At 66.7% G+C, this 17,562-nt stretch carries 12 protein-coding genes and 1 pseudogene; 2 read left to right on the top strand and 11 right to left on the bottom strand.

All coding sequences use genetic code 11. The features are described 5' to 3' along the window. Positions 1 to 92 precede the first annotated feature (92 nt). The 10 genes from glgX to A9513_RS19070 form a co-directional block, all read right to left on the bottom strand. Positions 93 to 2,222 (bottom strand): glycogen debranching protein GlgX, encoded by a 2,130-nt coding sequence (glgX, locus tag A9513_RS19115; RefSeq protein ID WP_065085287.1) that lies wholly within the window; start codon positions 2,220 to 2,222, stop codon positions 93 to 95. A gap of 15 nt (positions 2,223 to 2,237) precedes the next feature. After that, complete coding sequence (locus tag A9513_RS19110) at positions 2,238 to 2,690, bottom strand: DUF2934 domain-containing protein (protein ID WP_065085286.1); 453 nt, start codon at positions 2,688 to 2,690, stop codon at positions 2,238 to 2,240. After that, positions 2,687 to 5,413 (bottom strand): malto-oligosyltrehalose synthase, encoded by a 2,727-nt coding sequence (gene treY, locus A9513_RS19105; protein WP_065085285.1) that lies wholly within the window; start codon positions 5,411 to 5,413, stop codon positions 2,687 to 2,689. The genes A9513_RS19110 and treY overlap by 4 nt, the downstream gene beginning before the upstream one ends. Beyond that, on the bottom strand, positions 5,406 to 7,448 hold the full coding sequence (gene malQ, locus A9513_RS19100; RefSeq protein WP_065085284.1) for a 4-alpha-glucanotransferase: 2,043 nt from the start codon (positions 7,446 to 7,448) through the stop codon (positions 5,406 to 5,408). Before malQ ends, treY begins: the two co-directional genes overlap by 8 nt. Continuing rightward, positions 7,448 to 9,208 (bottom strand): malto-oligosyltrehalose trehalohydrolase, encoded by a 1,761-nt coding sequence (gene treZ / locus A9513_RS19095; protein ID WP_065085283.1) that lies wholly within the window; start codon positions 9,206 to 9,208, stop codon positions 7,448 to 7,450. Before treZ ends, malQ begins: the two co-directional genes overlap by 1 nt. Next, the gene (gene glgA / locus A9513_RS19090; protein WP_065085282.1) at positions 9,205 to 10,731 is read right to left on the bottom strand and encodes a glycogen synthase GlgA; all 1,527 of its coding nucleotides are present in this window, start codon (positions 10,729 to 10,731) and stop codon (positions 9,205 to 9,207) included. Before glgA ends, treZ begins: the two co-directional genes overlap by 4 nt. A 491-nt stretch (positions 10,732 to 11,222) precedes the next feature. After that, positions 11,223 to 11,876, bottom strand: coding sequence for a glycosyltransferase family 2 protein (locus A9513_RS19085; RefSeq protein ID WP_065085281.1), 654 nt, complete (start codon positions 11,874 to 11,876; stop codon positions 11,223 to 11,225). Next, entirely contained in the window at positions 11,873 to 12,463 is a 591-nt protein-coding gene (locus A9513_RS19080; protein WP_255302877.1) for a class I SAM-dependent methyltransferase, read from the bottom strand. The genes A9513_RS19085 and A9513_RS19080 overlap by 4 nt, the downstream gene beginning before the upstream one ends. Further along, the gene (locus tag A9513_RS19075) at positions 12,460 to 13,206 is read right to left on the bottom strand and encodes a PIG-L deacetylase family protein (RefSeq protein ID WP_065085280.1); all 747 of its coding nucleotides are present in this window, start codon (positions 13,204 to 13,206) and stop codon (positions 12,460 to 12,462) included. Before A9513_RS19075 ends, A9513_RS19080 begins: the two co-directional genes overlap by 4 nt. Further along, positions 13,203 to 14,222, bottom strand: a complete 1,020-nt coding sequence (locus A9513_RS19070; RefSeq protein WP_065085279.1) for an acyl-CoA dehydrogenase — start codon at positions 14,220 to 14,222, stop codon at positions 13,203 to 13,205. Before A9513_RS19070 ends, A9513_RS19075 begins: the two co-directional genes overlap by 4 nt. A 441-nt stretch (positions 14,223 to 14,663) precedes the next feature. On the opposite strand from A9513_RS19070, the gene A9513_RS19065 reads away from it, so the two are divergent. Beyond that, positions 14,664 to 15,101, top strand: coding sequence for a PRC-barrel domain-containing protein (locus A9513_RS19065; RefSeq protein WP_065085278.1), 438 nt, complete (start codon positions 14,664 to 14,666; stop codon positions 15,099 to 15,101). 317 nt (positions 15,102 to 15,418) lie between these two features. After that, positions 15,419 to 15,832, top strand: a pseudogene (locus A9513_RS19060) (low affinity iron permease family protein); the annotation flags it as partial. 679 nt (positions 15,833 to 16,511) lie between these two features. Here the strand turns inward: A9513_RS19060 and dapA are convergent. Beyond that, positions 16,512 to 17,378 carry a 4-hydroxy-tetrahydrodipicolinate synthase gene (dapA, locus tag A9513_RS19055; RefSeq protein WP_065085277.1) on the bottom strand — a complete coding sequence of 289 codons (867 nt, stop codon included), beginning with the start codon at positions 17,376 to 17,378 and terminating at the stop codon, positions 16,512 to 16,514. Positions 17,379 to 17,562: the final 184 nt, after the last annotated feature.

The raw sequence follows: 17,562 nt of genomic DNA, 5'->3' as shown, positions 1-17,562 counted from the left end.
CGGCGGTGGTTGTTTTTCCGGCTCGCTGACGCCCGGTTCCTGAACGTCCGACCGGGGTTCGCTGGGCAGCGTTCCGTGGGATCGCCCAGCGGTCAGTCCTCGCTGCGACGCAGGGTGAACAGCGCCAGGGCGCGCGCACCCAGCGGGTAGGCGGCACCGAACGCCCAGCTGTGCTCGTGTTCCCGCGGCAGCTCGGCGGTGTCCAGCAGGAACTGCCAGTCGCGGCCTTGTGCGGTTTTCGGGAGGATGAAATCCAGGCCTTCGTGCCCGGCATTGACCAGCAGCAGCAAGGTGGCGTCGCCACCGCTGCGGCGGATGCCGGTAGGCTGGGCGCGGCCATCCATGAGCATGCCCAGGCTGCGTCGCTGCGGGTCGTGCCAATGGTCCTCGGTCATTTCCTCGCCTTCGGGCGCAAGCCAGGTGACATCGCGTACGCCCAGCTCCTCGTTGTATTCGCCGACCAGGAAACGCCCGCGCCGCAGGATCGGATAGGCCTGGCGCAGGCGGATCAGGCGGTGGGTGAAGGCCAGCAGTTCGCGGCCTTCGTCGTCGAGGTTCCAGTCCACCCAGCCCAGTTCGTTGTCCTGGCAGTAGACGTTGTTGTTGCCCTGCTGGGTGCGGCTGAACTCATCGCCGCCCAGCAGCATCGGCGTGCCCTGGGAGAGCAGCAGGGTGGCCAGCAGATTCTTCATCTGCTGCACGCGCAGGCGGCGAATTCCGGCATCGTCGGTGGGGCCTTCGATACCGTGGTTCCAGGAGCGGTTGTCGTCGTGGCCGTCGCGGTTGTCCTCGCCGTTGGCCTGGTTGTGCTTGTGGTTGTAGCTGACTACGTCGCGCAGGGTGAAGCCGTCATGGGCGGTGATGAAGTTGACCGAGGCATAGGGACGCCGCCCGCGCTGGTCGTACAGGTCGCCGGAGGCGGTGAGCCGCCGGGCGAGGTCGGGCAATTGGCCCTCGTCGCCGCGCCAGAAGCTGCGCACGGTGTCGCGGAAACGGTCGTTCCATTCCACCCAGCCCGGCGGGAACCCGCCGACCTGATAGCCGCCGGGGCCGCAGTCCCAGGGTTCGGCGATCAGCTTGCGATGGCTCAGTACCGGGTCCTGGCGGCAAGCGACGAGGAAGCTGTGGCGCTCTTCGAAACCGTCGGCGTAGCGGCCGAGGATCGAGGCGAGGTCGAAGCGGAAGCCGTCCACGCGCATTTCGGTGGCCCAGTAGCGCAGCGAGTCGGTGACCATCTGCAGCACGCAAGGGTGGCTCAGGTCGAGGGTGTTGCCGGTGCCGGAATCGTTGACGTAGTAGCGGCGATTGTCGGCCTGCAGACGGTAGTAGGAAATGTTGTCGATGCCGCGCATGCACAGGGTCGGGCCGAGCTCGTTGCCCTCGGCGGTGTGGTTGTAGACCACGTCGAGGATCAGCTCGATGCCGGCGTCGTGCAGGTGCGCGACCATTTCCTTGAACTCGTTGATATGCCCGCTGGCGAGGTAGCGGGCCTGGGGCGCGAAGAAGGCGATGCTGTTGTAGCCCCAGTAGTTGCTCATGCCCTTTTCCAGCAGGTGCTTGTCGTCGAGAAAGCCATGCACCGGCAGCAGTTCGAGGCTGGTGACGCCCAGTTGCCGCAGGTGACCCAGCAGGCTGCTGTTCATCAGCCCGGCGCAGGTGCCGCGCAGGCGGTCGGGCACCTCAGGGTGGCGCATGCTCAGACCGCGCAGGTGGGCCTCGTAGATCACCGTTTCATCCCAGGGCACGCGCACCGGCTGCTGCTCGCCCCAGGTGAAGGCCGGGTCGATGACCTTGCACTTGGGCACGTAGGCGGCGCTGTCGCGCTCGTCGAAGCTCAGGTCCGCATCCGCCGAGCCGATGGTGTAGCCGAACAGCGCTTCGGACCAGTGCAGCTCGCCAACCAGTTGCCGCGTGTAGGGGTCGATCAGCAGCTTGTTGGGGTTGAAACGGTGGCCGGCGTCCGGCTCGTAGGGGCCATGCACGCGATAGCCGTAGATCTGCCCGGGATGGGCGTCAGGCAGGTAACCGTGCCAGATCTCGTCGCTATATTCGGGCAGCTCGATGCGTTCCAGTTCGCGCTTGCCCTGCGCATCGAACAGGCACAGCTCGACCTTGGTGGCATGGGCGGAGAACAGCGCGAAATTGACGCCCAGGCCGTCCCAGGTGGCGCCCAGGGGGAAAGGGCGCCCTTCGGTAACGCGGGACTGTGCACGTCGGCTCATGGCGGGCTCCAGGGATCAGTCGGATGGGGATGGCTTCAATGTCGGCGGCCGCACGCCCGAGGGTTTGGACGTGGCTTTCGCGGCCGCGGAAGGCTTGCTCTTGCGCTGCTTGTCGGTCGGCGCGCTCCTGGCCGGCCTGGCTTTGGGCGGTGAGTTGCGCTCGGCGGGCGGCGGCGGTGCCACGACTTCACTGGAGGTTTGCGGTGCGTCGGGGGTTTCGGGGGTTGCCTTGGGCAGTCGGCCCTTGCGTCGTGGCGGCTCCTGCAGGATTGCCGGCTTTTCCGGCTCCTGCTCGCCCACGAAGCGCGGCGGCACGGGCTCTTCGTTTTCGGGGACGGCCTCGCCCGCTTCGGCGGCGGCAAGGCTGAGGGCCATGCGCCAGTGGCGTTCGTGCTGGCCGTCGGGGCGTCCTTCGGACTCCCAGATCTGGTAGGCCAGCTCCCGGACTCTTCGCTCGTCGATTTTCATCCTTCACCTCCGGATATCAGCAGGTTGACCGGGACCTCGGCCAGCAGCTCGGCCAGCAGCGGCTCCCCGTCGTGCGGTTCGAGGGGGCCGGCCAGCCCGCTCCAGCGGATGGCGGCCAGGGAAGAAGGCAGGTGCAGGCGGGTGTCCCGCCAACCTTGCGCATCGACCAGGGGCAGGCGAGATTGGCCCAGCAACGCGGCGGCGCAGCGCGGTACCACCACCAGCAGATGCTGGCCGGCATGGCTGCGGACGAAGGCCAGCACCTGCGCGGCGAATTCGCCGCGCACCTCCAGCGGCAGGTAGTCGCCGGCAGCGAACAGCGTCGGCCAGCGTTGGCGCAGACCGAGGGCGCAGGCCAGCAGGACCTGCTTGATCTGGCCATTGCGCCAGTCGCGCAACAGCGCGGGCCAGTCCGGCGGGCCATCCAGAGCCGCTTCGCGGGCCGGGAAGTCGGGGATGCGCCGGTTGTCCGGGTCGACCAGGCTGAAGTCCCAGAATTCGCAGCCCTGGTAGAGGTCGGGCACACCCGGCACGGTAGTGCGCAACACGCACTGCGCCAGGGCGTTCAGTGCGCCGGCGGGCATGAGGCTGGACGCCGCCCTGGCGATGGCCTGGCGCAGCGGCAAAGCGGGCGCACCGAGCAGCAGTGCTTCGAGGAATTCGCTGCAGCCCCGCTCGTAGGCTTCGTTGGGCGAGCTCCAGTCGCTGTCCAGCTTGGCCTCGCGAATGGCCTTGAGCTGCCACTGCTCGATGCGCGGGTGGTAATCGCGCAGGCCTGCTTCGTCATCGGCGGCCAGCTCCAGCGGCCAACTGCCGAGCAGGCACTGGTACAGAATCAGCTCGTCGCCGCCACTGGGCGCGGGGCCGCGGGCAGTCTGCCGGCGCAGTGGAGCGGCCAGTTTCCACCAGCTCCAGGCCTGCTCGGCAAACCATTCGGCGCGCTCGCTGAGCACCGCCAGGCGGGCGCGGCAGTCTTCGCCGCGCTTGTGGTCGTGGGTGGCGGTGGCGAGCAGGGCGCCGGGGAAGTCGCGCAGGCGTTCCTGGCAGGCGCGGTGGAAAGCCTCGACATCGCCTCCCATCTGCTGCGGATCGAAGCCGACGTCGTTGCGCCCCAGCGCCGCCGCCGAGCGATAACAGGCGGTGTCTTCCAGGGACTTGGCGGCGATGGGCGGGGTGAGCTGCTGGAAACGGTCCAGAGCCCGCTTGCGCAGCTGCCGCAATGGCCCCGGCGGCAGGCTGCGCAGGGGCTCGCCGCCCAGGATGCGGTCGAGCCAGCCGAGGGTGCGCTGGTCCATCGGTTCCAGTTGCTGCCGGGCCTGTTCCAGGGCCTGGGTGAAGAAGCGCTGGTCCTGCGTCGAGCGACCCAGGGCATGGGTATAGGTGCGGTAGACCGGGAAGGCGACGAGCAGCTGGAACAGCGCGCGCCTGATCGAACCCAGCGGAATGTCGCGGCTGGCCAGCTCGAAGCGGGCGATCTGCCAGAGCTGCAGGGCGAGGCCTTCGACGTCGCCGGCGAACAGCGAGTTCAGCACGCGCTCGCGCGCCTGGCGGACTTCCTCGGCGAAGCCGTCCTGGCGGCCGCTGAATTCTAGCCACAGATGGCGAAGCACCGGCTCGCCGCGCGCTTCGTGCTGCAGCAGCGAAAGCTGATTCATGAAGTCATAGCCGGTGCTGCCCCGGACCTTCCAGTCCGCTGGGAGGGTCTCGCCGGGGGCGAGGATCTTCTCCACGAAGACCGGCGCGCCGTGGGTGGCGCGCCACAGGCGCCGGCAATAGCCGCGCGGGTCGGCGAGGCCATCCACGTGGTCGATGCGCAGGCCATCGATCAGCCCTTCGGTCATCAGTTTCAGCAGGTAGGCGTGGCTGGCCTCGAAAACGTCGGGGCGTTCGGCGCGCAGGCCGACCAGTTCGTTGATGTCGAAGAAGCGCCGCCAGTTGATGTCGTCCGCCGCCACGCGCCAGTTGGCCAGGCGATAGTGCTGTTGTTCGATGAGCCGGTGCAGGCTGTGCCAGTCGGCGCGGTAGGAGTCCAGCAGGCGCTCCAGCCGGCCACTGTCGGCCAGCGCGACCGCGGCTTGGCGGCATAGGTCGTGGGCGAGGTGGCGGGCCATGGGGTGGTGGTGCAGCTCGACGAAACGTGGTGCCAGGGCCAGCAGCTCGAAGCTGTCGGTGTGGCAGAGGATCATGCCGTAGCTGGAGGGGCAGACCGGGAAACGCTGTTCGCCATAGCGCAGCAGGAAGCGCGCGCTGGCAGCGTCGTAATCCAGGCGGATGCCCCCGCCGCTGACTTCATCGACATAGTCCTCGCCAAGGCAGGGCAACAGCACCTGCTGGTCGAGCAGCGGGTCGTCGCTGTGCCAGCGGATGTCGAAGAACTGCGCGTAAGGGCTGTCCAGCCCCCATTCGAGCACGTCCTGCCACCAGGGATTGGCGTCGCCGATACGCATGTGGTTGGCCACGGTATCCACGATCAGGCCCATGCCGTGCTGCCGCAGCCCGTCCACCAGCCGCCGCAGCGCCGGCTCACCGCCCAGTTCATCGCTGATGCGGCTCGGGTCCACGGCGTCGTAGCCATGCATCGAGCCCGGTTGCGCGGCCAGCAAGGGCGAGGCGTAGAGGTGGCTGATCCCCAGGCGGGCGAAGTAGCCCAGCCAGGGGAGGGCGTCGTCGAGGGTGAACTCGCGATTGAATTGCAGGCGCAGGGTGGCGCGGATTTCACTCATGCTCGCGACCCTCGCTGCGGGCACGACGCAGGCGCTCCAGGCGGGCGCGTACCGGTGGGGAATCAAGCAACCGGGCCGCGTTTTCCTCGAAGCGACGCCGCCAGTTCGGGTGCCTGTCGCCCGGCCCGGGCAGGTTCGGCTGCTCGACGCAGGCCAGAGCATCTTCCAGCGGCAGCAGCACCAGGGGCGCGGGTGTGGCGCCGAGGAACTCGATGGCGCCGTCGAGCATCGCATCGGTCTGAATAGCGCTTTCTGCAAGAGCCTGTCGCAGGGCGAAGGTTTCGTACTGGCGGGTGTTGCGTTCTTCGGCGGCACTTTCGCGGCTGCGCTGGCCGAGCTTTTCGCGCCAGTCGATGTCACGTCCTCTCTGCCATCCCTCCAGGGTCGGCAGGTCGTGGGTGCTGCTGGTGGCCAGCGCACCCTCCGGCCAGTGTCGCGGGGCGATGAAGTGGCCGTGCTGCTGCTCGAACAGCAGGACACGCATGCCCAGGATGCCACGTTCGGCCAGCGTCTCGCGCAGCCCCGGCGGTACCGTACCGAGGTCCTCGCCGATGATGATGGCCCGAGCCCGCTCTGCTTCCAGGCAGACCAGCCGCAGCAGATCCTGGATGGGGTAGTCCAGGTAGGCGCCGTCCTGCGGCGCGGCTCCCGCCGGGATCACCCAGAGCCGGCGCAGGCCGAGGATATGGTCGATACGCAGACCACCGACGTAGCGCAGGTTGGCCCGCAACATCTCGATGAAGGCGCGGTAGCCGTTGCGCCGCAGGCCGTCCGGGGAAAAGGCGCAGATCCCCCAGTTCTGCCCGCTAAGATTGAGGATGTCCGGCGGGCAGCCGACGCTGACGCCGGTGAGCAGCTCGTCCTGGCGCATCCAGGCCTGGCTGCCGGAAGGTTCGGCGCCTACCGCGAGGTCGGCGATCAGGCCGATGCCCATGCCGGCCTCACGCGCCTGTCGCTGCACCTGCTGCAGGCCGCGGGCGACCAGCCATTGGCCGAATGCCTGCTGGCTGATCGCCTGTTCCTCCTCCACCATGAAGTGGCCGACCTCGGCGCTTGCCGCATTGCGATAGGGCTCAGGCCAGGAGCGCCAGTCGAGCCCATCGCCGGCCGCGACGCGACGCAACTGCAGGACCTGGAAGCAGCAGTGCTGAAGCAGCTCGGCGCCACCATGGTTGCGGAAGGCGAGAAAGTCCTCCTGCAGGGCGCCGCTGTGGTGCTGGAACTGCCCATAGAGCTGTGCCAGCAAGCGATCGCGCAGGTGGGCGACGGCCTGCCAGTCGATCAGCGGCAAGTGTTCCAGGCGCTCCCGCTCGGCTTCCAGGCCGGCGGCAACGAATGCCTGACGCACCGGCTCGTCGCCCAGCACCAGGGCGGGAGCGGCATAAAGCTCGTTGAACAGCAGTCGGCTGGAGGGCGAGTAGGGGCTGTAGATTTCCCGCGCCGCAGGGAACATGGCATGCACCGGGCTGATCGCCACTGCGTCGGCGCCTTGCCCGGCGGCAGCGCGAACCAGTTCGGCGAGTGCGCGGAGGTCGCCGGCGCCGCCGTCCGCCTCGCTGCGCAACGAGTACAGCTGTGCCGCCAGGCCCCATACGTGCCGCCGCCCGCCGCAAAACTGCGCAACCGAAGGGCAGCGCGGCGGCGCCGCGGCGAGGATCAGTTCATGCGGGCCCAGGTGCAGCGGGTAGTAGCCGCCGTGTTCGAGGGCTGGAATCTGCCCATGCTCGTCGACATGGCCTTCGCTGTGGCCGCTGTCGTCCTCGTTGAACAGCTTGTAGCGGGTGCCTGGGGCGACCGGCACGCTGACCGGCCGACCGCAGTCGGCGGTCAGCAGCGGCGGTACCTGGGCGCGCCGCTGTTCCAGCTCGTTCAGGCTCTGGCGGATCTGCTCCGGGCTCTGCGCCGCGAAGCCCAGGGCCTGCAGCACACTGCGCTGCACGTCGGCGCTGAGTCGCTGGGGACGATTATCGGCGTCGACCCAATCGATCATCAGCCCGGCTTCAGCCGCCAGGCGCTCCAGCTGTGCATCGCTCATCAGCGCGCCTCCAGGCTGGCGACCAGCGACGCCGCGCCGAGCCAGCCATGACGGTAATGCGCCGCACTCTGCCCGCAGCAGAGCAGCAGCTGGGCGCTTTCGGCCGGCGGCTCGACGGCGACGTCGTCCGTTCCCAGGTTGAGGTCCAGGCGCCACTGGCTGCCGTCGCCCAGTTGCCAGCGCGCGCTCAGGGCGCGCCCGCCCAGTGGCTTCGCCTCCAGCGCGCGGCTGCCGGGCAGTTGTGGCACCAGCCAGCGCTGGCGTACTTGCAGCAATTGCCGGTAGTGCTCGCGCCAGGCGTCATCGCCCTGGTCCGGGCGCGGACGCGAGGCGACGAAGGTCTGGTAGTCGTTGGGGTCGGGAATCCAGGCCGCGGCACCGGGCGAGGCGAACCGGCTGAAGCGTTTGAACTCCTCGCGGCGGCCCTCGGTGACGGCGCGGGCGAGGTCGCCCTGGTAGTCGGTGAAGAACAGGAAGGGCTGCCTCTCGCCCCATTCCTCGCCCATGAACAGCATCGGGATCATCGGGCTGAGCAGCACCAGCGCGGTGGCGGCGCGCAGCGGGTCGGTGTGCGCCAGGCTGCTCAGGCGCTCGCCCAGGGCGCGGTTGCCGACCTGGTCGTGGTTCTGGGTGAAGGCCACGAACGCCTGCGGCGGCAGCGCACCGCTGGGTTCGCCACGGGCGATGCCGCGGTAGTCGGTCTCGCCCTGGAAGGCGAAGCCTTGGCTCAGGCAGCGGCACAGGCGGCCGATGGGGTCGTGGGCAAAGTCGGCGTAGTAGCCTTCATCCTCGCCGGTGAGCAACACGTGCAGGCAATGGTGCAGGTCGTCGTTCCATTGCGCGTCGAAGCTGTCGTTGTTTGCCTCAGTGCTGCGGCGTAGCAGGCTTGCCTCGTTGTGTTCGTTCTCCAGCACCAGGTGCAGTTGGCGGCCTTCGGCGGCGTGGCGGGCACGGGTGGCGAGATCGCGGAGGAAGTCCTTGTCGGCAATGGCGTGCACGGCATCCAGGCGCAGTCCGTCGACGCGGTATTCACGCACCCACATCTCGGCATTGCCGATGAAGAACTCGCGCACCGCCGGATGGCGGAAGTCGATGGCCGGGCCCCAGGGAGTCTGCTGGTCGCGGCGGAAGAAGGCGCTGGCGTAGCGCCCCAGATAATTACCCTGCGGGCCGAAGTGGTTGTAGACCACATCGACGAAGACCATGATCCCAAGGCCGTGCGCCTCGTCGATGAACTGGCGCAAACGGTCCGGATCGCCGTAGGCACAGGAGGGGGCGTAGGGCAGCACACCGTCGTAACCCCAGTTGCGCCGGCCGGGAAAGGCATTCAGCGGCATCAGCTCGATGGCGGTGACGCCCAGTTCTGCCAGCTCCGCCAGCCGTCCCTGGAGCGCGGCATAGCCGCCGAACAGGCCGACATGGGCCTCGTAAAGCACCGTTTCATGCCAGGACCGGCCACGCCATTGCGGGTAGCGCCAGCGGAATGCGGTGGGGTCGACCACGCGGCTTTCGCCCTCGACACCGCCGGCCTGGTGGCGGGAGGCCGGGTCCGCCACGCTCAGCTGATGATCGATGCGGTACCGATAGGTCTGGCCGGCAACAGCTGCCAGTTCGGCGCTGAACCAGCCGTCCCGCGTCGCCTCCAGTGGATATCGGCGATCGCCGCCCAACTCGACCTCCACCCAGTGGGCATCCGGGGCCCACAGCGCGAACCTCACCTTGCCGCCGGGCAGGACCTGGGCTCCATGACGTGACGTCATCGTGCGGCCTGCGCGGGCGCCTGGAGCAGGCGCTGGTAAAGAGCGCTGTAGGGGCGAACGGCGTCGCCCCAGGTCAGCGGCGAGTCCATGGCCTTGCAGCGCATGGCGTGCATCAGCTCCGGATAGCGGTAGATATTCAGCGCCCGGCGCACAGCGTCGTAGTAGCTGGCCGGGGTCTCTTCGCGGAACAGCAGGCCGGTGACGCCATCGACGATGGTGTCGGCCAGGCCGCCGGTGTGCCGCGCGATCGGCAACGAGCCGAAACGCTGGGCATACATCTGGCTGAGGCCGCAGGGCTCGTAACGCGAGGGCATGAGCAGGAAATCGCTGGCGGCATAGATGCGCCGGGCGAGGGTTTCGTCGAAGGCGATCTGCACACCGACCCGACCGGGATAGCGCTCAGCCAGCTCGCACATGGCCAGTTCCAGCTCCGGTTCGCCACAGCCGATGGACACCAGTCGTCCGCCGGCCGCGACCATCTCGTCGGCAATCGCCAGGGTCAGATCGATGCCTTTCTGGTGCACCAGTCGCGACACCACGGCGAATAACGGGCCGCGGCCTGGCAGCAGGCCGAAGTGCTTCTCCACGTATTCGGCGTTGCGTCGCTTGCCGGCCAGCCGGGTGACGTCGAAGCCCTCGATCAGATGCGGGTCACAGGACGGGTCCCAGCCCGCATCGATGCCATGCGTAATGCCGCTGAGCTGGCCACGGTCGCGGCGCTGGGAGAGTATGCCCTGCATGCCGCAACCGAATTCTTCTCCGGTGATCTCGCGTGCGTAGGTTTCGCTCACCGTTGTGATGTGGCTGGAGTGGCTGATACCGGCCTTGAGGAAGGACAGCTTGCCGTAGAATTCCATGCTTTCCGGCAAGCCGGCCGTTTCCGGCAGGCCCAGTTCGGCGCAGCAGCCCAGCGGGCAGGCGCCCTGATAACCGAGGTTATGGATGGTCAGTACGCTGGGCGTCGATTGTCCGCGCCAGGCCATATAGGCCGGAGCAAGAGCCGTGGGCCAGTCGTTCACGTGCAGCAGGTCCGGGCTCCAGGCGAGTTCGCTCATGCCGGCAGCCAGGTCTGCGGCGGCGAGGCTCAACCGTGCAAAACGGATGTGGTTGTCGGCCCATTCATGGCCGTTCTGGTCTACATACGGGGTGCCGGGGCGGTCGTAGAGTTCCGGGCAGATCACCGCGTACACCACCAGCCCATCGGCGAGCTTGAGTTCGCCGATATCACAGGCGGGCAAGGCCGCGAGGCCGGGCAGGCGGCCAACCATCTTGCACGCCACGGCGCCCTTGAGTACCTGTGGGTAGCCGGGAATCAGCACGCGGATATCGTGGTCACCCAGCAGGGCACGGGGCAGGGCAGAGGAGACATCGCCCAGGCCGCCGGCCTTTACGAAATCTGAAAACTCCGAAGAGACGAAGAGAATCCGTTTGCGTCGCTGCGGCGGCGCACCATCGGCCGAGGGTACCGCACTGAGGTTGATTGTGGCGTCTTCCAGACGCACATCGGCCAGCTGGTTGCGCATCGTTCGTTCCTCTCTGTGTCAGCCGGGCCGTGGCTTTATCTGCCGGCCCTGCGGGTCTCCGTGGGTGGGTGCCGTCCTTCGGGTGACAGGGGGGCGGAGGGCGAAGTTTCGTCTTTCCGCCAACAGGCCCGGTGGTCGGCCGCGGCCGGTTGCTCCTTCTGTACAGACAGGCGCCAGCTACCGAAATGTCTGGGGTGGCTCCGGAACTGCTGTTGCTGCGGTCACTCAGGCAGGGGAAAAGGCCCCGCCGGTCAAGAAGCCCAATGGAAAGCCCCCGATGGTCACTTAAAGCCGTAAGCAGGGTCCGTACCAGTCGCCGGCTTGAAGCCAAGTAACTGAAAGAAAAGAGAAAACTCAAATGCGGCTGGCTATGTGCAACCAGCAGAATGCACGACCCGGCTTTCAGCCGGTTGCAATACGCCTTGCCGCTGCGCTTCGCGGGGTGGGTTGTGTTGGCTCTGATCTACGGATCATCGGGGGAACTCGTCCGTTCAGCGCGCCGAGAGATTCGCGAGGAACTCGCCGAAGCCGCCGGAGGCCCGGTAATCGGCGCGCGCGCTGGTAGTGACGCAGGTCTGATGGGTCCAGACGATCCGCGCGCCGCTTCGCTCCAGGTCACGAACCAGGCAGACATCCTCGTTGCAGGGCAGGGGACGGAATCCCCCGGCCCGCTGATAAGCTCGGGCGCAGATGCCGAGGTTGGCTCCGTGGATGTGGCGATGGTCCTCGCGGCACTGGTAATGCTCTTCATGGCGAAGGCGCACCTGCTCGTCGTGGCCCGACCAATCCGATACCTGCACCGTGCCGCAGACGGCCTCGGCGCCGAAGGCCAGCTGGCGAACCAGCCAGTCATCGCTGACGCAGGTGTCGGCATCGGTGCAGGCGAGCCAGCGTGCGCCCTGGGCGAGCAGCCACGCGGCGCCGGCCCTGCGCGCATGACCGACATTGCGCTCGTGGACTTGCAGCACGGCGACGCCCAGCGAGGCGGCGACGGATTCGCTATCGTCGGAACAGGCGTCCAGCACCGCGAGGATGCACACCGGCTCGCCCTCCAGGCCGGGATGCAAGGCTGCCTGGTGCAGGGAGCGCAGGCAGGTTCCCAGCAGTGCGGCCTCGTTGTGCGCCGGTACGAGAATGCCAATCATCCGGGGGCCTCGTTGGCCCAGAGTTCCAGGCGGAAGTCGGTCTCCAGATGCTGCACACTGGGCGCAAACCCCATCGCCAGGGTGATCGCCTCATGGACCTCGTCGCCGGTCAGCGTGCAGCCTTCGATCGGGTGCCGCCAGTGACAGGCCAGCAGTACGCCGCCCTGCGCCAGGCTCGCCGCCGCTTTCCGGCAAGTCCGCTGCCAGGCTTGCCCTCCCAGGTAGTAGCCCAGCTCACCCAGCACGATGAGTTCGAACCTCGCCTGCGGCCATTGCTCGGGCAGTGCCTGCCGCACCACGCGCACATTGCCTAGTCCAGCAAGGCGCTGGCGAGCCAGCGCGACAGCCTCCCCGCTGTAATCGGCGCACAGCAGATGGTCGACCCGCCGGGCCAGCTCGAAACTGGTTTCGCCGTTGGCACAGGCCGGTTCGTAGCCGCTGCGAAATCGCATGCGGGGGAGACAGGCGAGCAGCAGGTCGCGCTTGCGCTTCTCGTACCAGGAGGTTCGGAATGACCAGGGGTCCGGGTCATCGCGGTACAGCCGGTCGAAATGCTCGGGCGGCAGGGGGCGTTTCTCGGCGTTCACAGGAAATACACCTCGAAGGGCTGCAGTAGGGTCTCCAGCAACCGGGCGCTGAGGATCGGCGTGCTGCCTTGCAGTTGGCTGGCGTGGGCTTCGAGAGCCTGGCGCTTGCGTCGCAGCGCTTCGTCGTCAAGGTCCAGGCGCCGTGCGCGGCCCCAGGGCAGGCGCGGGTCACCGGGAAAGGCCCAGTGCCACGCCCAGATCGGAGTTTCGAAATGCCGGGCGCCGCACTCTGCCGCCAATTGCGCACAGGCGAGCCCGACCTGTTCGTGATCGCAATGGCCGTCCTCTCGCCAGGTACTGACCAGTCGATCGCCCGGGCGCAGCAGGGCGCGCAACGGGTCGCGAAGCGCTGCTGCGGTGACGCCGCCATCGGGCAATCGCAAGCGTCGCCACTGCCATTGGCCGAGATCGATGCCGAGGCGGGCGAGGGCGCTGCGGCTTTCGACGATTCGTGTCTGCCGCAGCGTGTCTGCTGTCCAGTGTGAGGAACCGGGATGGCTGGCTTCGCCATCCGTCACGGAAACCAGCAGGCCCGCGGAGTCCTGTGCCGCCAGGCTGGCAAGAAGCCCTCCGCAGCCCAGTACTTCATCGTCAGGATGCGGGGCGACGACGACCAATCGGCGCCCCGGCGGCACCAGTTCTTCGCAGCGGAGGCGCGGCAGTCGTTCGAGCTGGATGCATGAGCGCCACAGCGAAGGTGGCGTGCCCTGGGTTCCGGCTATGAGGTTCTGCGCCTGGCTCATAGTGCCCAGGACTCGATTTCGAGACGCTTCAGGTGCCTGCCCAGGTGGGCCAGGTCGCGCTCTCCGTGGCTCTGCCGGAGGAAGACCGGCAGGTCTGCGGCCAACTGAGCGAAGCGTCGGTCGCGGCAGAACGGCGTTGCCCCGAGTGCCCGGCCGACATGCCATTGCACGGCTTCGACAGCGCCTTCGACCTGGGCGCGAACCCGGCGGGCGGCCAGCTCCGAGGGAGCGGCGGGGTTCTCGTCAATCCACCCGGCGCATTCGCGAAGTGCCCCGGCGGCCCCGGCCAGGGCTGCATCGACCGCTCCCAGGTGCGCCATGGCATGGGGATCCTCGCTACGGCCCTGGCGAAGATAATCCGCCAGGCGACCCGCGGCGCCATACCAGCAAGCGGCGATGCCTGCGCCGCCATGCCAGAAGCCTGGACGTTCCAGGTACTCCTGCGGGCCGCCGACGCAGCGGGCCAGCGCCTGGTCGAAGGTCACCGCCACACTGCCCGTGGCTGCCATTCCCACGGCGTTCCAACCGCTGCTTCCGACGCTTACGCTGGGCTGGGCGAGGGGGACGGCGACCAGCTGGGTACGCTGCTGCTCATCTTTCACCGTGACCAATGCGTGCTCCGCCACGGCTGCGCCGGAACACCAGGGTTTGCTCCCGCTGATGCGTACATGGCCCGCCTCGCGAGCCACCACCTCGACACAGGGACTGGGCGGATCTGCCGCCCAGACGGCCCAGATTCCGCACTGGGGCTCGCCATCCAGCTCTGCCAGAATGGCCAGGGCGTCGGTGTGTCCCTCGTAGAGCTTGAGCAGGGATAGATCGCTGCCCGCCACAGCCGCCAGGGCTTGCCACCGCTCGAGGGTTGCGCCACTGGCGGGCAAGGGCAAACGATCAAGTCCGTCGTCGATCAACTGGCGCAGCGCGGCGCCGACAAAGGGCACCTGCTGAGAAGCATCCTGCGGCAGTTCGAAGTCGCGCAGCAGACGAGACAGGGCGTGCGAGCGGTCGTGTTTCATGGCATTCCCCCTTTCGGAGCCTCTATGCCATGCCGACCTCGCGTTGCGGTTTGCGGTTCAAACCGATTTGTCCTGTGCTTTGCGGCCAATTCGGCGGCGCGCGGCCGGTATAGCGATGGCTGCCAAAACGCGCCCAGCAATCCGTACCGCTCGGGTGTTTTGCACAGGCCGCAAGGGCGGATCGGGCGTTCTGCTGATTGCACCGTGCGATCAATTCCTGGCCCAGCCGCTCTATCGCGTCCTCCTACGCTCAGGGACGAACCGGGCGTGGAACTTGCTGAATCAGTCTGGCACTTCACCCGAAGCTGCCGGAACCGGGCCACCCCCGGTCCCGCGCTGGATGCGCACGGCCCAAATCGTTCCGTGCGCACCTGGAGCAGAGTCGACCGCCCCGGTGCGAAGCTGCTCCAGCCTTCCGTGGCCAATGGCCAGGAGCACTCCATGAACTACGAAGATCGCGATACCTATGGCATGTACAAGAATCGCCCCGTCGCCGTCGAGGCCGACTCCAGTCGTGGGCCGGGCCCGCGCCTGATGGGCGCCGACACCCTGATCGGCAACGATGTCTACAACACCCGCGACGAAGACCTGGGCGGCATCAAGGAGATCATGCTGGATACGCAGAGTGGCCGTGTCGCCTATGCGGTGCTGTCCTACGGCGGGTTCCTCGGCATGGGCGAGAAACTCTTTGCGGTGCCCTGGAGCGCGCTGCGCCTGGACACCGTCAACAAGCGCTTCGTTCTGGACGTCGACAAGGAACGCCTGTCCAGTGCGCCAGGGTTCGATAAACACGACTGGCCGGACATGCAGGATCCGACCTGGAGCCAGCAGATCCACGACTATTACGGCACCAAACCCACCGACGACCCGCGTTTCTGACGTTTGTCGCCTGGCCGATGCGCGGTGTTTCGCATCGGCCGGGAACAATGGCAACGCAGAGCTTCAAGACCGATCGCTACACCACTGGCAGTGCGGGCTCAGAGCAGATTTCTGAACTCCCCAGGCTGCCACGTCTCTACCCGGCCAGGCCCCACTTCAGCGGAGTGCATGCCATGATCGGACCAGGATCGCGCGGTGATTTGCCTGCCCACTCTCAGCCCCAGCGGGGCGCCCCCTCAGCGGCGGGTCAACGGAAAGCAGTTCCCCCTTCGCACGACCCCACGCAACCAGCAGCAGGGAAGAAGGGCGGGGCGGGCTTTTCACGCTTTGCCCAGGCCCTTTCGCAATGGGCCGGCCGCCCACTGACCTTCGCCCTGGCCTGCGTGCTGCTGGTGGCCTGGGCACTCAGCGGGCCGTTCTTTCACTTCAACGATACGTGGCAGCTGGTCATCAATACCTCGACCACCATCATCACCTTCCTCATGGTCTTCCTTATCCAGAGCACCCAGAACCGAGACACCGACGCGCTGCACATCAAGATCGACGAGTTGCTGCGTACCACCCACCACGCCCACCGCGTGCTGATGGGGTTGGACGACATGGGCAGCGAGGAATTGCAGAAGCTGCGCAAGACCTACGAGGAGATCGGTGAGGAGAATGTGCAGGACGGTTCGCCACAGAGGGTGGCCGAGCATGAGGAAGAGGATCCGCGTGGGCCGGGCAGTTCTTGAAGCCGGTGAGTCGCCTTCAGCCCTTGGCTGTCGTCGTCATTTGTTGAGTGAGTCAATAGATGGCGGAGCGGCGCTTCGGCAGATCACCTCAAGTCTGCTCAGACCTGGGTCAACGCCATGAACCGTTGTGAAGACATGGCAGCCGATACCGTGGTCAGCCTAAGAGTGGGGTTGGCGTTCTGATTGAGCAGACAGAGAGAACGCCTGGAGTACTGCGAGTATCCACATATCGAATTTAACATAATATACATTATGCGAAGTTACCTATGGCGCTACCGGGCTCGAGTGTCACGAATTTCAATCCGCAAAATCCCCCGCCTGGACAGTTCTGCTGCCTTTCTTTCGATTCCGGCTCAATCCATGTCGGTTCACGCCGATGCGACTCGATTCTCTTGTTCCTGCGCTTCGCGTGTCACTGATGTCGATGCTCATGCTGCCTCTTGCCAAGCCGCATCTGATTTTCAATGCACAGGTATCCGTTCAGGGTTTGCAAATCATTCGAGCAGACGCTCAGGCAGCGAAAGTCTGATGCGAGTATTAAAGCCGCCTCCGGATCATGCCGCACGAGTCAGGCGCCACCCATTCCACTGCAGCCGACTTCGTCTTGCCAGTCGTCAGTAACGCGTTACCGAATCTCCTTGCTCATTCTGGTAACGCGTTACCTGTCCTTTTGCAGAGCCTATCCAGCCAGCGCCGCCAAAACCCCGCGCAGCCTTTCCAGCGTCGCCGGCGTGCACGCCTGCGTCGGCTCGCGCACCTCGTTGGCAATCAATCCTTGCAGTGCCAGCGCGCCCTTGACGGCTGACGGATTGGGCTCAGCGAAAGCGGCCTGCATCCAGGGCAGCAAGCGGTAGAAAATGGCTCGGGCAGCGATGACATTTCCTTCCTCCATCTGCCGGAACATCTGCATGTAGAGCTCGGCACCCACATGGGCCGACGCCGAGATCGCGCCGGCACCGCCCAGGCACAGGTTGGAGAATATCTGCAGGTCCTCGCCTGTGAGCACGTCGACGTGTCCGTCGGCGATCAGCGCCATGGTGGTTTCCGGGTCACCGCCGCAGTCCTTGATCGCGGCAATGTTGGGATGGCGGACGATGCGGCGCAGCGTTTCGCGCTCGATGCGCACACCGGTGCGGTACGGAATGTCGTAGAGCACAACGGGCACGCTGGCTGCGTCGGCGATGGTGTGGAAGAAGGATTCCAGGCCGGCCTGCGACGGACGAATGTAGTACGGCGCCGGCACCAGTACAGCAGCCACCGGGCGGCGCTGGATGTCCTCCAGGCAGGCCAGGAGCTCAGGCTGATTGTTGCCTGCCAACCCCATGACCACCTGCCGCGACGGTACCCATTGCAGTACCGCGTCGAGGATTTCCAGCTGCTCCGAGTGGCTCAAGGCGGCCGCCTCGCCGGTGGTGCCGCAGACGACGAAACCGCTGACGCCCTCCTCCAGCAGCTTCGCTACCAGACGCTGCAGGGCCGGAAAATCGACGGCGCCGCCACGAAAAGGCGTGGCCAGTGCCACCCAGACTCCACGAAAACTCGACATGCAAAAAACTCCTGTTGGCTGACCGTCGGGTCGCCGTCAGGGAGGGTGCGGAAATCAAGCGGGAGGGAGGTTCGACCTTGCGCCTTGTGTCCTGTCAGCCCATCTGACGGGACAGCGCCCCGGTCAAATGAGCGACTGTTTCTTCGATTTCTTCGCAACGACGACGCACGCGCCAGCCTGGGCA

Source organism: Pseudomonas sp. AU12215, from assembly GCF_001675465.2.
GTDB classification, from domain to species: domain Bacteria; phylum Pseudomonadota; class Gammaproteobacteria; order Pseudomonadales; family Pseudomonadaceae; genus Pseudomonas; species Pseudomonas nitroreducens.
This window is presented reverse-complemented; position numbering and strand designations above follow the sequence as displayed.

What these genes read in the sequence shown, in the direction of transcription:
- treZ (WP_065085283.1), bottom strand. Translation starts at nt 9,208, where the DNA reads ATGACGTCACGTCATGGAGCCCAGGTCCTGCCCGGCGGCAAGGTGAGG.
- A9513_RS19070 (WP_065085279.1), bottom strand. Translation starts at nt 14,222, where the DNA reads ATGAAACACGACCGCTCGCACGCCCTGTCTCGTCTGCTGCGCGACTTC.
- A9513_RS19110 (WP_065085286.1), bottom strand. Translation starts at nt 2,690, where the DNA reads ATGAAAATCGACGAGCGAAGAGTCCGGGAGCTGGCCTACCAGATCTGG.
- dapA (WP_065085277.1), bottom strand. Translation starts at nt 17,378, where the DNA reads ATGTCGAGTTTTCGTGGAGTCTGGGTGGCACTGGCCACGCCTTTTCGT.
- glgA (WP_065085282.1), bottom strand. Translation starts at nt 10,731, where the DNA reads ATGCGCAACCAGCTGGCCGATGTGCGTCTGGAAGACGCCACAATCAAC.
- glgX (WP_065085287.1), bottom strand. Translation starts at nt 2,222, where the DNA reads ATGAGCCGACGTGCACAGTCCCGCGTTACCGAAGGGCGCCCTTTCCCC.
- A9513_RS19085 (WP_065085281.1), bottom strand. Translation starts at nt 11,876, where the DNA reads ATGATTGGCATTCTCGTACCGGCGCACAACGAGGCCGCACTGCTGGGA.
- A9513_RS19075 (WP_065085280.1), bottom strand. Translation starts at nt 13,206, where the DNA reads ATGAGCCAGGCGCAGAACCTCATAGCCGGAACCCAGGGCACGCCACCT.
- treY (WP_065085285.1), bottom strand. Translation starts at nt 5,413, where the DNA reads ATGAGTGAAATCCGCGCCACCCTGCGCCTGCAATTCAATCGCGAGTTC.
- A9513_RS19065 (WP_065085278.1), top strand. Translation starts at nt 14,664, where the DNA reads ATGAACTACGAAGATCGCGATACCTATGGCATGTACAAGAATCGCCCC.
- malQ (WP_065085284.1), bottom strand. Translation starts at nt 7,448, where the DNA reads ATGAGCGATGCACAGCTGGAGCGCCTGGCGGCTGAAGCCGGGCTGATG.